This is a genomic window from Mesorhizobium sp. M0276 (assembly GCF_040321755.1).
Classification (GTDB): domain Bacteria; phylum Pseudomonadota; class Alphaproteobacteria; order Rhizobiales; family Rhizobiaceae; genus Mesorhizobium.
Window position 1 is genome coordinate 22,129 of sequence record NZ_JAMYSC010000025.1, and the last position, 13,746, is coordinate 35,874.

Consider the following 13,746-nt stretch of genomic DNA (forward strand, 5'->3'; position numbering starts at 1 on the left):
GAGAGACAAGGAGATTTGCATGGGATTGCTGGTCGAAGGCAAGTGGCAGGATCGTCGGTATACGACGGACAACGGCGGCAGGTTCGTGCGGACGCAATCGCAATGGCGCGACTGGATCACTGTTGACGGGGCGCCGGCCGCAGGCCGAACGCGCGGCTTCAAGGCCGAGCCCGGCCGCTATCATCTCTATGTCTCGCTTGCCTGTCCGTGGGCGCACCGGACGTTGATTTTTCGCGCATTGAAGAAGCTGCAAGACGTAATATCAGTGTCGGTGGTGCATCATTTCATGGGCGCCAATGGATGGACGTTCCTGGCACAGGACGGCGCCACTGGCGACACGCTTTACGGCTTCGACTTCCTGCACCAGATCTATACCAAGGCCGATCCCGTCTATTCAGGCCGGGTGACGGTGCCGGTGTTGTGGGACAAGAGGGAGCAGACCATCGTCTCCAACGAATCTTCCGAAATCATCCGGATGCTGAATTCAGCCTTCGACGAATGGGGTGATGCCGGCCTCGATTTCTATCCGCACGCGCTGCGCGGCGAAATCGACAAGGTCAATGCACTGGTCTATCCCGCAGTCAACAACGGGGTCTATCGCGCCGGCTTCGCCACCACGCAGGCCGCTTATGAGGAAGCATTCGGAGAGCTGTTCTCTGCGCTCGATGCGCTGGAAGGCCGGCTGTCGAAGCAACGCTATCTCGTCGGCGATCGTCTCACGGAAGCTGATTGGCGGCTCTTCACCACGCTGGTGCGCTTCGACCCGGTCTATGTCGGCCATTTCAAGTGCAATCTGCGTCGCATAGCCGACTACCCAAACCTGTCGAACTATCTGCGCGATCTTTACCAGGTCCCTGGCGTCGCCGAGACCGTGAACCTGCACCACATCAAGGCGCACTATTACGGCAGCCACGAAACGATCAATCCGACGCGGATCGTGCCGGTCGGGCCGAAACTGGATTATGCCGCACGGCATGACCGGGCGCGGTTCAACAAGGCGGCGGCCTGATCTACCAGTGGGGCGAGGGCTGCTCGCCGCCAAAAACCTCGGCGATCCGGCGCAGCGTTGCAGGTGTCGTTCCTTGCGGCAGGCGATCGAGCGGGAAGAAGCCGGCGTCGGCGATCTCGTGGTCCGGAAGTTTGGGTGCCGTCTGGCTGAAGCGTTCGATGACGTAGAAGCCGACATGGTCGCGCCGGCTGGCGTGGCGGTTGAAATGCATGGATTTGAACACCGGCGGGGCGGTCAGCGCGATGTTGCCCTCCTCGGCCAGTTCACGTGCAAGCGCCTCGGCAAGCGTCTCGCCCACTTCGACACCGCCGCCGGGAAGCTGCCAGCCCGGAACATAGGTGTGGCGAATGAGGAAGACGGAATTGGACGCGGTGTCGTGGATCAGGCCGCGCACCCCAAGCGTCATAGGGCGCCGCAGCACGAAATAGAGATGGAACAGCCTGGCCCTCAGACCCGCCCAGCCAGTCTGGCGAAAGGCCTTTTCGGGATCACTCCTCATCACCAGCCAAACCGCAGGTGGAAAGCGGGGCGCGCCTCGCATATGAAGGAGAAATGTTCAGGCTCGCGCATATTTCCGATGTCCATCTGGGGCCGCTCCCCGATGTATCCTATCGCGATCTCGCGTCCAAGCGCGTGCTTGGCTATGTCAACTGGCAGCGCAACCGCCGCCGCCACATGCATGATGCCGTCATCGACACGATCGTCGCCGACATCAAGGCGAACACGCCCGACCACCTCGCCGTCACTGGCGACCTGGTCAATCTGGCGCTCGACGGCGAAATCGAGATGGCCAGGCATTGGCTGGAGACGCTGGGGCCGCCGCATGACGTTTCGGTCGTTCCAGGTAACCACGACGCCTATGTGCCGGGCGCCTTCGACAAGGTCTGCCGATCCTGGGCGGCCTGGATGAGTGGCGACGGCATCAACACGCCTGTCGACCGCAACGCATTTCCCTATCTGCGGGTGCGCGGCGACGTCGCGCTGATCGGCGTCTCGACGGCGCGCGCCACGGCACCCTTCATGGCCAACGGCTTCTTCATGGAAGGCCAGGCGGAGCGGCTCCGCAAGCTGCTTGATGCCACGGGCCGACAGGGGCTGTTTCGCGCCATCATGATCCACCATCCGCCGGTGCGCGGCGCGGTCCCGCAGCACAAGCGGCTGTTCGGCATCGCCCGCTTTCACAAGATCATTCGGCGCCATGGCGCCGAACTTGTCCTGCACGGCCATTCGCATCTGCCGTCGCTGTTCTTCATCGGCGGTCGAGGCGTCAGGATTCCGGCGGTCGGCGTTGCTGCCGCAGGCCAGGCACCGGGCGGCAAGCCCCCAGCGGCGCAGTACAATCTGTTCGACATCGACGGCGAAAAGGGCAATTGGCGGATCCGGCTGACGCGCCGCGGCCTGACCGGGCCGTCCATACCGCCATCCGATCTGCAGACGCTTGAGCTTGGCGCGGAGCCCGGAGCCGTTATGGCCGCAAGCTGACAATCATGGTGACGAGACGGTCCCACAACAAGACGACCGATACCACCAGGCCGACCAGGGCACCGGCGGCGATCAGGCCAAGCCCGGACAGAAAGGTCGACCAGCCGTTGCCGCTCGTCGCTGCGCGCAGCGGCGGTTCGGCTTCCGCTACATCGGCCCGTTTCATGCCGGCGACAGCCGGCTCGACCCCACCTTCCATCATCCTCTGACGCTCGACGATGCGCTCGGCGACATAGCGCGTCACGGCATCGGCAGCCGTCTTCATCTCGGTCGATTCGGCAAGCACCATCCGGCCGATACGGGTGTCCTTAAGGAAGCGATAGGTGCGGCGGTCGCGTCCCATAGCAACATGGCTGACGGCGTCGATCCACAGGCGCGGCTGCAGGCCGGACGAGACGACAAAGTCGAAATTGTCCATGTCGGCCGGAACATCGGCAAAAACCGGCGCCAGCTCGGCGGCAAGCAGATCAAGGCGCATGCGATGCGCCTCGCGCATATCGACGACGACGTCATCGCGGTCGGCGAAGGCATTTTTCACATCGCGGATGGCATCGGATAGCTTCTTCGACTGATCGTTGGTCTTCTCGCCTGCTTCCTTCATCGGCGTTTGCCTCGCGGGTTTGGTTAACACGGGGTTAACACAGCCGCCGGCAAAATGCACTGCGAGATGGAGAGGATAGAGGCGCGGACGAAGCCTATCGTGCGCGAAAAAGATCAGCTGGCCGCTGCGGCGAATTTCTGGCGACGCGGCGCGGCGCGGCGGTTGGTGTTGCGGCGAATAATCTCGGCGACGAGGTCGGGGGCTTCCTCGGCAAGCATATGGCCGGCCTCCAGCACATGGTGCACATGAAAATGCGCCGGCAGATCATCCGCCTGGGCAAAGGGCAGCACCGCGTCGTCCGTTCCCCAAGCTACCATCACCGGCATCTTCAGCCCGCCGAGGCGATCATGCGGGATAACGCCTTGGCGATCGTCCTTGGTCATGGCGGCTGCGATCTCGATGAGTTTTTCCAACTGGCCGGCTCGCCTACGCATTTCCCAGAGGGTGTCCACGATGTGATCGAGCGGCCGGGCTGATGGTCCCGACATGGCGACGAGGCAGGCCCGGATCTCGGACCGATCCGCTGCACCGGCATAGCGACGCAACAATGGTCCGTTGATCTCCGGGCCAATGCCGCCCGGCGCCAGAAGCGTCAGCGAGGCGACTTTTTCGGGCTCGGCCTGCGCCATCAGCGCTGCCACCGCACCGCCCATCGAATGGCCCACGAGATGAAAGCGCCTCAGGCGACGCTGCGAGAGATCGGCGAGCACGGCCCTTGCCGCCATCTTGGCCGGACCGGCCGACGGAAAATCGAGCGACAGCCCATGTCCCGGCAGATCATAGGCCAGCGTGCGGGTGGCAGGCATCAGGGAGGAAATCACCTCGCGCCAGACATCGTGGCAACCGCCGAAACCATGCAGCAGGACAATGGCCTTCGAGCCAGCACCCTGTTCGGCGACAAAAAGCGATGCGGTCATGAATGCTGATTTTTTTGCTGTTATCAGGATGCGGAACACCAATTGTGACTGGATTGCTCCTAGTCAACACGAAGCCAGTAAAATTTTCGCGATTTGTACGGTCGCGGACAGACTTCGGCGACCAACCCGCAGCGGCGATTGGAGCACAGGAAATCCACTATTAGGACGTGGCGCGCCCGGCCTGCGATTGGTGTCAGCTTGGGTTGCCAAGCCCGGCAGCGCGCAGCGCCTGGACCAGCCGGTCGGTCAGGTCAGCCGGATATTTCCGCTCGACGAAGGTCGCGCGCGGATCGGCGGCAAATTTTGGGAACTCGGTGGTCAGTTGATTCAGCAGAGTGCTCACCAGATGGTCCTGTCCGGCGGCCTTGGCGCCGATCAGCCGCGCCGCCAGATAGTGCGATTTCGTTGCCGTCGTTCTCAATGCCATGCTGGCTGCGATGGCTTTGTTCATGTCGCCGAGCATGAACTCACCAACGAACACCCCGTAGTCCCACCATGTCGAGTGCCCGCTGAAAGTCTCTGCCGCATGGTCAAGGATCGGCGTTCCTTCCGCGTATCGGCCGGCGAAGATCAGTCCATAGCCGTAAGCGGCGGCCATGCCGAGATCATAGGGATTGAGTTCATAGGCCTTGCGCATCCAGCGGATCGCTTCGTCCGTATTGCCGAGGCGCGAACTGACATAGCCGTAGGAGCGATGCGCATAGGGGCTGGTCGGTCCCATCTGCACGCCGCGATGGGCAAACTCCACCGCCTTCTCGATCGTCGCATTGGGCGGATAGGCATAGTGATCGGAGACCGCCTCGAGATGAAGGGAGGCCAGTTCCGAATAGACGAGGGACGATTTCGTGCCGCCATTGGCCAGCTTCTCGAGGCAGCGATAGGCCGTCTCATGCGTCCTGGCGTTCTGGTCGAGATAATATTTGCCGTTGAGCAGCAGACATTGCGTCAGGCCATTTGGCGTACTGGTCTGCTCGATATAGTTGTAGATCGTGCCCGAGGCGGGAAGCGCTGAACTCAGCATGTCGGCGATACGGTCTTCGATCGCCGCAGGAGCGCTGTCGGCAGGGGTCAGATTGCGCGAAAGAAGCACTCGTCCGGACGCCACGCTTTGCAGTTCGATTGTGATGTCGCCGGTGCCGGCACCGGGCAGGATATCGAATATGAAGCTTGTGGCATCGTCGTCCTGATCGGCGATGGCATCGCGCCCGATGAAGTCGATCGTATCGAAGCCGCTCAGGCCCGCACGCAGCGATGCGGCGACACGGTTGGCGTACGCGCCTTCAGCCTTGAGGCCGATATAGACTTGCGGCAGGGCGTCAGCCATTGCCGATGACGCGATGCTTCCGGTTGTGCCGGCGGTCTCGATCGTTGCCGACATGTCGCCGCCTGCCAGCAAGCCACTGCTGCCCTGACGAAGGATCAGTATGCCCAGCATGGCGATGACCAGGACCATCGCCATCCAGAAGAAGCGGAGATGGCGTACCACCAAGGGCGTGGGTGATGGCGTCTCGGAAGCCAGCAATGCCGCATCCGGCACACTGGCGTCGTCGGGCCGATCGGCGGATGCAGCGCCGTCCTGCTTCAGATCCGGCAGCCTTATGGCGTTCAATTCATAGGCAGGAACATAGCCGCCGCGCGGAATGGCGATGCGGACAGGCTCGGCAACGCCCTCATTGGCAAAATAGTGCTGCAGAAGCTCGCGCAGTCTGCCTGCCTGCACCCGCACGACGGCATCGGTGGACGGATCGAAATCGCCATCCTTGCCGAAAACATCCATGGCGATGGAGAAGCCTTTGAGCCTGTCGGCTTCTCCGGCTTGTTCACGTTCGACAAGATAACGAAGCAGCTTGCGCGCACGTTCGGATCGTCCGAACGTTTGGCTGGCAAGCAGTCGCTCAAGTGTCTCGCGCACTGCGGGGGCGGCAGGCGTGGCATGCTGCAAGTGTCGATCCTCTCGAAGTCGGCACAGGTTGAGGCGCGATCATATAGGTCCCGCACCGCCACACAAGTATACAACCATTATGTGATCACGTACCCCACCGGATAATTGTTCGGTGGTTAATGTCCCGAAAGATCGGAACCGATCACCAGCTTGCGGCGGTCCCGATCTGCTCTGGTCGTGCGTCAGCCGGCTTTCTTGCCAATGATCCGGTTGGCGGCGGACGTCACCGCTTCCAGCGAGGCGGCGACGATGTTGGTGTTGATGCCAGCGCCGAACAGCTTACCGTCAGGATATTCCATCTCGACATAGGAAATGGCCGACGCGTTCGAACCGCGCTGCAGCGAGTGCTCGGAATAGTCGAGCACCGACATCTCGACGCCGAGATGGCGCGACAGCGCATCGACGAAGCCGTCGATCGGACCGGTGCCGGTGCCCGATATCGTCACTTCCTTGCCATTGTCGAGGATGACAGCCTCGACAACGCGCCGGCCCTTGATTTCGGTGCTGGGATAGGTGTGGTGATCGAGGAATTTCAACCGCGCGCCGGGTTGATCGACATAGGTCTCGAGAAAGCGCTCGTAGATGCGCCTTACCGGCACTTCCTTGCCCTCGGCATCGGTGATCGCCTGGATTTCCTGGCTGAATTCGATCTGCAGATTGCGCGGCAGGTTGAGGCCGTAATCGGCCTGCAGCACATAGGCGATGCCGCCCTTGCCGGACTGCGAGTTGATGCGGATGATGGCTTCATAGCTGCGTCCGACATCAGCCGGATCGATCGGCAGATAGGGCACTTCCCACAGGCTCGTGTTGGCCTTCTTCAGCGCCTTCATGCCTTTGTTGATGGCATCCTGGTGCGAGCCGGAAAAGGCGGTATAGACGAGTTCGCCGACATAGGGATGGCGCTCGGGGATCTTCAACTGGTTCGAATATTCGTAGACATCCTTCATCCGGTTGATGTCGGAACAGTCGATCCCGGGATCGACGCCTTGCGTGTACATGTTGAGCGCCAGCGTGACGATGTCGACATTGCCGGTGCGCTCGCCATTGCCGAACAGCGTGCCCTCGACGCGGTCGGCGCCGGCCATCAGGCCGAGTTCGGTGGTGGCGATGCCGGTGCCGCGGTCATTGTGCGGATGCAGCGAGACCAGCAGGTTCTCCCGGTTGTCGAGGTTGCGGCACATCCATTCGATGCGGTCGGCATAGATGTTGGGTGTCGACATCTCGACCGTCGACGGCAGGTTGACGATCAGCTTGTTGTCCGGCGTCGGCCTGACGATCTCGGTAACGGCGTTACAGATCTCCAGCGCCACTTCGAGTTCGGTGCCGGTAAAACTCTCCGGCGAATATTCGAAGCGAAAGCCGCCGCCGGCTTTGGCCGCCATATCGGTGATCATCTTGGCCGCATCGGTGGCGATGCGCTTGATGCCGCCAACGTCCTTTTCGAAGACGACGCGGCGCTGCAATTCGCTGGTCGAATTGTAGAAATGGACGATCGGGTTGGTGGCACCGTTGAGCGCCTCGAAGGTGCGGGTGATCAGTTCGGGCCGGCACTGCACCAGCACCTGCAGCGAGACGTCGGCGGGTACGTTGCCTTGCTCGATGCACCAGCGGGCGAAGTCGAAATCGGTCTGCGAGGCCGACGGGAAGCCGATCTCGATCTCCTTGAAGCCCATGTCGAGCAGCAGGCCGAACATGCGCGCCTTGCGCTCGTGGCCCATTGGATCGATCAGCGCCTGGTTGCCGTCGCGCAGGTCGACCGAACACCAGATCGGCGCCTTGTCGATGACCTTCGAGGGCCAGGTGCGGTCGGTGAGGCCGACGGTCGGATAGGGCTGGTATTTGCTGGCCGCGTCAGGCATGCCCCTGTTCTGGATGCTGCTTTCCACACCCTTGCCAGCTACCGCTGCGTCGGAGCGGACCTCTTCTCGTGCGTTCATCGTCATTTCTCCCGGCGGCTCATGGATCCACCCTCAGGTGGATTGATGGCGAGCGGCGCCTTTACCAGAATTTCGTTCGCTTGATGTGATTGCCAAGGAGCATGCGCTTGCGCGGCGGTTCGACCGCCGGGCGCTCCTTCAGCGAACCCGGCGATCGCCGATAAGGCCAAGAAGAAGCAGGGTCGAAGCCAGCGCGCGCACGGCCTCGCCGGAAAAACCGGTCGGACGGGAAGCGTTGATGGCGCGCGTGTTCATGGCTGATCTCATATAGGAGCAGCTTGTGGGAGGCAAGTGGGACCGCATGGGGGTAGGCTCCGAACTCAAGTTGACAAAAGACCTGACGACAGCCAGTTCGGCGGTGTCGGCAGCTTTTGTGCCGGTAGCAGGATAGGAATTTTTTCTTGATTTCGTGACCTCAGCTATGGTACATATTTGCGTATGGTGCTGATTTGCGCCAGTGACCCGCCGCGCAGGCGGGTTTTTCGTTTCCGTCAGCCTACGCGCCGGCGAAGGCGCCGAAGGAACCCGTTAACCCGAGTTCGTTGCCCTGGCATGGCGGGGGGAATCTCTAACGCACGTGCTCTTCCCCAGGCGCGGCAAATGCGCCAGACTTGGGCGTCGACGGGGTTGCGATGTCCTGTCGCTGGGAGGGGTCATCCATGAATTTCGTGTTCTTCTCGCCGCATTTTCCCGCCAATGGCGCGGATTTCTGCGACCGTTTGAAGAAGGCTGGAGCAAGGGTGCTGGGCATCGGCGACGCACCCTATGAGGCACTCGACGCCAAGCTGAAGGCGGCGCTTTCGGAATATTACCGTGTCGCCGACATGGAAGACTACGATCCGGTGTTCCGGGCGATGGGCCATTTCATCCACAAATGGGGCCGCATCGACCGTTTCGAATCGCTCAACGAGCACTGGCTGGAGCTGGAAGCCAACATCCGCACCGACTTCAACATCTATGGCACCAAGCTCGATTTCGTGAAGAATCTGAAGCGCAAGAGCCGCATGCGTGCCTTCTTCCGCAAGAGCGGTGTCGACACGATAGCGCAGCGCAAATGCTCCGACCGCGCTGGGGCCATGACCTTCATCCGCCGCGTCGGCTATCCGGTGGTGGTCAAGCCTGACAGCGGTTCGGGCGCCTCGAACACCTTCAAGATCTCCAACGCCAGGGAGCTCGACCAGTTCTTCAGGGACAAGCCCGAGGACGTGACATTCGTCATGGAGCAGTTCATCGAGGGGCTGGTGGTGACCTTCGACGGGCTGGTCAATCGCGACGGCGAAGTGGTGCTGGCGGCGAGCCATCGTTACGACCAGAGCGTCATGGAGGTGGTCAACAAGGATCGCCACATGAGCTACGTTTGCTTTCCCAGGATCAGCCCGGCAGTCGAGGAGGCCGGCCGCAAGATCCTGAAAGCGTTCGACGTGCGCGAGCGCTTCTTTCACATCGAGTTGTTCGAGACCAAGGACGACCGGGTCATCGCGCTGGAGGTCAACATGCGCCCGCCCGGCGCCTGGATGACCGATGCCATCAACTACACCTTCGACATCGACGTCTATGCGGCATGGGCCGAGATGGTGGTCAGGGATGCCGCCGGCGGGCCCTATGAGGGCAAGTATTTCACCGCCTACGCCAGCCGCAAGCGACGCCTCCACTATTTGCACAGCCATGAGGCCGTGTTAGCCGCCCATGGCGACAAGATCGTCCACCATCAGGCCATCGAAGAGGTTTTCAGCCGCGCCATGGGAAATTACGCCTACCAGATGCGCTCGAAGGACGAAGCGGCGCTGCGCAAGGCGGTCGCCTACATCCACGCGGAAAAGGTGTGAGGCGATGGACATCTCCTATCACAAGCGTTTCTCGGACAAGCTCGGCCGCGACATGGAATACAAGCGCTACGGCCACGCCGGCCGGCCGGTGGTGGTGTTCCCGACCTCGCAGGGGCGCTTCTACCAGTTCGAGGATTCCGGCGGGGTGGGCGCACTTGCCGAATTCATCGACACGGGCCGTATCCAACTGTTCACGGTCGATGGGGTCGATTCGGAATCCTTCTTCGACAAGCATGCCGACGCCGCGCACCGCATCGCCCGCCACGAGGCCTATTTCCGCTATGTGCGCGAGGAGGCGCTGCCGGAATTCCTGTCGGCAGCCGAGCAAGCCAATGGCGGGCGCAAGCTGAAGCCGCTGTTCTCGGGCTGCTCGATGGGCGGCTACCACTCGTCGAACTTCGTCTTCCGCTTTCCCGAGCTTGCCAGCGGGGTTATCGCGCTGTCGGGCGTCTATTCGGCCCGCGACTTTTTCGGCAACGTGCTTGAAGGCGACATCTTCTACAACTCGCCGCTCGACTATCTGCCCGGCATCGTCGATCCCAAGCTGCTTGCCCGCCTGAAGGCGCTGCGGCTGATCTTCTGCTGCGGGCAGGGCGCCTGGGAAGAGCGGATGCTGGTCGAGACGCGCAAGCTGGAACAGGTCCTGCGTGACAAGTCCATTCCCGCCTGGGTCGATTATTGGGGCGGCGATGTCAGCCACGACTGGCCGTGGTGGCACAAGCAACTGGTCTATTTCTTCGGCCGCTGGCTGGATGAGGACCTGATGCACAGGCTGGATTGAGGTGCGTTGATCGGCCTGACTCTGGACCCACCTCGTTGCGCAGACGAATGAGCACATCCGACCTGGCGTGGCCGGTTCCGGATGCTTTGGCCAGCTTGCAGCGGCGGCAAGCGGCTCCTAGGCGCTCCAGAAAAATAGGATGCAAATAGTCATGTTTCGGTGGAAACACTGGAATGGCTGTGGCATGGCGGTGGCGGCGAGGCGCCGCCGGCGTCTTGTCCCGAACCGTTTCGAAGGACTTGGGCGATGGACCAACTGAGTGCACAAACCCGCATCAGCGATGAAGCAAGCAGATCGGCAATGGAGCGGCTGCGCGCCGAGCACGTCGAATTCGAGATCGACACCGGTGCGGCCGATCGTTGGGAGCTTCGCCTGCATTATGGCTCGCTGATCGCCACGCTCGAGGATGACGGCATGCTGATCCGTGTTGCGGCGATGGACGAAACCTGCCTGTCCTACATGAAGATGACGGTTGCCGGCCATGTCGCCGAACATCTTGGCACGGCCAGCGGACTGCGCTGGCAAGGCGACGGCGTTGACGCCGGCACGCCGGTCTTCTTCCGTGAGATCACGGTGTTGGCGTCGACGCGGATCTCGGCGCATATGCAGCGCCTGCGCTTCGCCGGCAAGGATCTCGCCCGGTTTACCCATGACGGCCTGCACATGCGGCTGCTGCTGCCGCCGCATGGGCGGCGGCCGGTCTGGCCCACGATGGGTGCCGACGGGCTGCTTGTCTGGCCCTCGGGCGACGATGCCCTGACCGTACGGGTCTACACGATCCGGGCGGTGGATGCCGCAAGCGGCTGGCTCGATGTCGATTTCGTGCTGCACCCTGGCCAGGACACGCCCGCCGCCACTTTTGCGCAAAACGCACAGGCGGGGGACGTCATCGGCATGATCGGACCCGGCGGCGGCGATGCCCCGGTAGCTCAGACCCTGCTTCTGCTCGGCGATGACACCGCGCTGCCCGCCATCGGCAGGATCCTCGAGCATCTGCCGCCGTCAACCCGCGCCGAAGCACTGGTCGAAGTCGATGGCCCGGATGACCGGATCGCGCTGGCGCAAGGCGACAACATCGATATCACCTGGCTTTACCGGCATGGCCGCGAGGCCGGCACCGCCGGCCTGCTGCCGGCCGCCTTGCGGGAACGCAGCCACATGGCGCTTGCCGACGGCCTTTATGTCTGGGCCGGATGCGAATTCGGCGATTTCCGGGAGATCCGCAAGATCGTGCGCAAGCAATGGAGTCTGTCGCGCGACCAGCACCTGGTCACGGCCTACTGGCGCCGGGAGGCGCATAGCGTGGGCGACGACGAGTAACCGTCGATCTCCTGTCAACGTTCGCTACCGCGCGAAAACGGCGGTTAGTCATGGCGGGCCAGAAACGCTTCGGTGACAGCCATGCAATCCTGCCTTTCCTCGACATGCGGCATGTGGCTCGAGAGTGGGAAGACATGGCCTTCGACCGTGGGAATATGGTCGAGGAAGGGCTGGACACAGGCTGGCGTGGCTTCATCGAAATGGCCGCGAAAGGCCAGTGTCGGCGCTTCGATCAGCGGCAGGCGATCGATAACAGTCCAGTCGCGCATGGTGCCGACAACGTGGAATTCATTGGGGCCGTTCATCGTGTGGTAGACGGTGGGATCGGCATCGATGGCGGCAAAGGTGCGCGCCACCTCCGCCGGCCAGGGCACGACGCGGCAGACGTGCCGGTCGTAGAATGCCCGGGTTGCCGCGAGGTAGTCGGGATGGTCCGTCGTCCCGTCCGCTTCGTGGCTATCGAGCGCCTGTCGCACCGTTGCCGGCAGCTCCGCGCGCAGTTGCCCGGCGCCTTCGACCCACAGCTTCATCGAGGCGAGCGAGTTGGCGAGCACCAGTGCCTTGAGGCCCGCAGGCCGGCGCACCGCATGCTCGGCGCCGAGCATGCCGCCCCAGGATTGCCCGAGCAGGGCGTAACGCTGCTGGATGCCGAGATGGGCGAGCAGCGCATCCAGTTCGCCAAGGAAGAATTCGACCGTCCAGAAGTCGCCGCCCTTGTGCGGCAGATGGGTGGATCGTCCATTGCCGATCTGGTCGTAGTGGACCACCGCGCGGCCGAAGCCGGCAATGTCCTTGAAGCTGTCGACATAGTCGTGGGTGCAACCGGGACCACCATGGGCAACGACCAGCGGCAGCCTGCCCGACGCCAGGTCTCCCGTCACGCGGTACCAGGTCCTGTATGGCCCGTAGGCGCTGAACCCTTCCGATATTGCAAGCTCGTCCATCGTGTCCTCTGCCTGGCTGGCTCGGCGGCGGCCGCTCATCAGCGGTCTCCGACGGTGTTCGTGGCAAAGGGTATAGAGGCGGACCGGCAAGCGACCAGCTAGCAATAACGTTAGTTTTGATGCTGCCGGCGGGACAGGTCCTGGCCCTGGCTGATCGGCCCGAGCAACCGGTAGTGTGCCGCCAGGGCGATGGCGTGGAAGCGGTTGCGGGCGCCGAGTTTGCGGCTGGCGGCGTTGAGATGCAGCGTCGCGGTCGGCACGCTGCGGCAGATTTCATTGGCGATCTGCTTGGCCGTCAATCCGCAAGCCGCGAGGCTCAGACACTGGCGTTCCCGTGATGTCAGGTGGAAATACTGGCTTGTCCTGGTGCGCTGATCGAACCCGGCATAGACGCAATCGTGGAACAGGTGACCGAGGTCGCCTATGCCGGGCAGCATCCCTTGTGCCTCGGCTTCGAAATTCGGCTCCGGATCAAGGCGGATGGCGGTGAAGGTGGCGAGATCGCCGCCGTCGAAGCGGATCGGTACCGTCACGCCGCATGTCATCTTGGTGTCCAAGAGATAGCCTATCACCGGGTCATGCTTGCGCTGCAGGATGCGTCGCATGACCGGGCTCTGCGACCCTTTGTGCGACCACAGAAATGGTCGCGATACCGCGAGTGCAGCCTCCTGCACCGGATCGAGTTGATAGTAGCCGCCCTTGCACCACAGGTCCTGCATGTCGGGCGGCACGTTGGCGAGGGCCATGAGCGAAGGCGTGATCAACTCGCCGTCGTGGCTGACCGGGACCGGCGTATAGTCGTAGATCAGCGAAGTGAAACCGGCGGGCGCAAGCACGCGCATCGCCGCCGCCATAGCGGCGTCGATTCCCATGCCTGTGTGAAATTCGCTCTCGAAATCGCCGGATACGCCTTGCATGAGCAAAAGCTTACCCGCCAGCCAATGTTTGTCAAACGGGCATGTTCGAAAAATGCTCAACAAATGAGCA

The 13,746-nt window shown here is 62.4% G+C and carries 12 protein-coding genes; 5 read left to right on the top strand and 7 right to left on the bottom strand.

Annotated elements, in window-relative coordinates; genetic code table 11:
• Positions 1 to 19: 19 nt before the first annotated feature.
• On the top strand, positions 20 to 1,009 hold the full coding sequence (locus tag NKJ01_RS20140; RefSeq protein WP_352730389.1) for a glutathione S-transferase family protein: 990 nt from the start codon (positions 20 to 22) through the stop codon (positions 1,007 to 1,009).
• Between the two features lies 1 nt (position 1,010).
• Here NKJ01_RS20140 and NKJ01_RS20145 read toward each other — a convergent pair whose 3' ends face one another.
• Entirely contained in the window at positions 1,011 to 1,508 is a 498-nt protein-coding gene (locus tag NKJ01_RS20145; RefSeq protein ID WP_352730391.1) for an NUDIX domain-containing protein, read from the bottom strand.
• A gap of 53 nt (positions 1,509 to 1,561) precedes the next feature.
• On the opposite strand from NKJ01_RS20145, the gene NKJ01_RS20150 reads away from it, so the two are divergent.
• The gene (locus NKJ01_RS20150) at positions 1,562 to 2,491 is read left to right on the top strand and encodes a metallophosphoesterase family protein (protein ID WP_023760646.1); all 930 of its coding nucleotides are present in this window, start codon (positions 1,562 to 1,564) and stop codon (positions 2,489 to 2,491) included.
• Here the strand turns inward: NKJ01_RS20150 and NKJ01_RS20155 are convergent.
• The 4 genes from NKJ01_RS20155 to leuA form a co-directional block, all read right to left on the bottom strand.
• Entirely contained in the window at positions 2,475 to 3,092 is a 618-nt protein-coding gene (locus NKJ01_RS20155; protein WP_352730393.1) for a hypothetical protein, read from the bottom strand. The two genes, NKJ01_RS20150 and NKJ01_RS20155, sit on opposite strands and share 17 nt — an antisense overlap.
• Positions 3,093 to 3,205: 113 nt before the next feature.
• Positions 3,206 to 4,009, bottom strand: a complete 804-nt coding sequence (locus NKJ01_RS20160; protein WP_352730395.1) for an alpha/beta fold hydrolase — start codon at positions 4,007 to 4,009, stop codon at positions 3,206 to 3,208.
• Between the two features lie 193 nt (positions 4,010 to 4,202).
• Positions 4,203 to 5,951 carry a tetratricopeptide repeat protein gene (locus tag NKJ01_RS20165; RefSeq protein ID WP_352730397.1) on the bottom strand — a complete coding sequence of 583 codons (1,749 nt, stop codon included), beginning with the start codon at positions 5,949 to 5,951 and terminating at the stop codon, positions 4,203 to 4,205.
• Between the two features lie 182 nt (positions 5,952 to 6,133).
• The gene (gene leuA / locus NKJ01_RS20170; protein ID WP_502905890.1) at positions 6,134 to 7,888 is read right to left on the bottom strand and encodes a 2-isopropylmalate synthase; all 1,755 of its coding nucleotides are present in this window, start codon (positions 7,886 to 7,888) and stop codon (positions 6,134 to 6,136) included.
• A gap of 659 nt (positions 7,889 to 8,547) precedes the next feature.
• Between leuA and NKJ01_RS20175 the strand changes: the two genes are divergently transcribed.
• The 3 genes from NKJ01_RS20175 to NKJ01_RS20185 all read left to right on the top strand — a co-directional run bounded on the left by NKJ01_RS20175 (position 8,548) and on the right by NKJ01_RS20185 (position 11,815).
• Complete coding sequence (locus NKJ01_RS20175; RefSeq protein ID WP_352730399.1) at positions 8,548 to 9,714, top strand: ATP-grasp domain-containing protein; 1,167 nt, start codon at positions 8,548 to 8,550, stop codon at positions 9,712 to 9,714.
• Positions 9,715 to 9,718: 4 nt separating this feature from the next.
• Positions 9,719 to 10,495 carry an esterase family protein gene (locus NKJ01_RS20180; protein ID WP_352730401.1) on the top strand — a complete coding sequence of 259 codons (777 nt, stop codon included), beginning with the start codon at positions 9,719 to 9,721 and terminating at the stop codon, positions 10,493 to 10,495.
• 246 nt (positions 10,496 to 10,741) lie between these two features.
• Positions 10,742 to 11,815 (top strand): SIP domain-containing protein, encoded by a 1,074-nt coding sequence (locus tag NKJ01_RS20185; RefSeq protein WP_352730402.1) that lies wholly within the window; start codon positions 10,742 to 10,744, stop codon positions 11,813 to 11,815.
• A gap of 44 nt (positions 11,816 to 11,859) precedes the next feature.
• On the opposite strand, the gene NKJ01_RS20190 is transcribed toward NKJ01_RS20185, so the two are convergent.
• Positions 11,860 to 12,759 (bottom strand): proline iminopeptidase-family hydrolase, encoded by a 900-nt coding sequence (locus tag NKJ01_RS20190; protein ID WP_352730498.1) that lies wholly within the window; start codon positions 12,757 to 12,759, stop codon positions 11,860 to 11,862.
• 110 nt (positions 12,760 to 12,869) lie between these two features.
• The gene (locus NKJ01_RS20195; RefSeq protein WP_023760656.1) at positions 12,870 to 13,676 is read right to left on the bottom strand and encodes a helix-turn-helix transcriptional regulator; all 807 of its coding nucleotides are present in this window, start codon (positions 13,674 to 13,676) and stop codon (positions 12,870 to 12,872) included.
• Positions 13,677 to 13,746 lie beyond the last annotated feature (70 nt).

Coding starts and splice junctions, on each gene's coding strand:
- NKJ01_RS20160 (WP_352730395.1), bottom strand. CDS start 4,009: ATGACCGCATCGCTTTTTGTCGCCGAACAGGGTGCTGGCTCGAAGGCC.
- NKJ01_RS20175 (WP_352730399.1), top strand. CDS start 8,548: ATGAATTTCGTGTTCTTCTCGCCGCATTTTCCCGCCAATGGCGCGGAT.
- NKJ01_RS20185 (WP_352730402.1), top strand. CDS start 10,742: ATGGACCAACTGAGTGCACAAACCCGCATCAGCGATGAAGCAAGCAGA.
- NKJ01_RS20155 (WP_352730393.1), bottom strand. CDS start 3,092: ATGAAGGAAGCAGGCGAGAAGACCAACGATCAGTCGAAGAAGCTATCC.
- NKJ01_RS20150 (WP_023760646.1), top strand. CDS start 1,562: ATGTTCAGGCTCGCGCATATTTCCGATGTCCATCTGGGGCCGCTCCCC.
- NKJ01_RS20145 (WP_352730391.1), bottom strand. CDS start 1,508: ATGAGGAGTGATCCCGAAAAGGCCTTTCGCCAGACTGGCTGGGCGGGT.
- NKJ01_RS20195 (WP_023760656.1), bottom strand. CDS start 13,676: ATGCAAGGCGTATCCGGCGATTTCGAGAGCGAATTTCACACAGGCATG.
- NKJ01_RS20140 (WP_352730389.1), top strand. CDS start 20: ATGGGATTGCTGGTCGAAGGCAAGTGGCAGGATCGTCGGTATACGACG.
- NKJ01_RS20180 (WP_352730401.1), top strand. CDS start 9,719: ATGGACATCTCCTATCACAAGCGTTTCTCGGACAAGCTCGGCCGCGAC.
- leuA (WP_502905890.1), bottom strand. CDS start 7,888: ATGAACGCACGAGAAGAGGTCCGCTCCGACGCAGCGGTAGCTGGCAAG.
- NKJ01_RS20190 (WP_352730498.1), bottom strand. CDS start 12,759: ATGGACGAGCTTGCAATATCGGAAGGGTTCAGCGCCTACGGGCCATAC.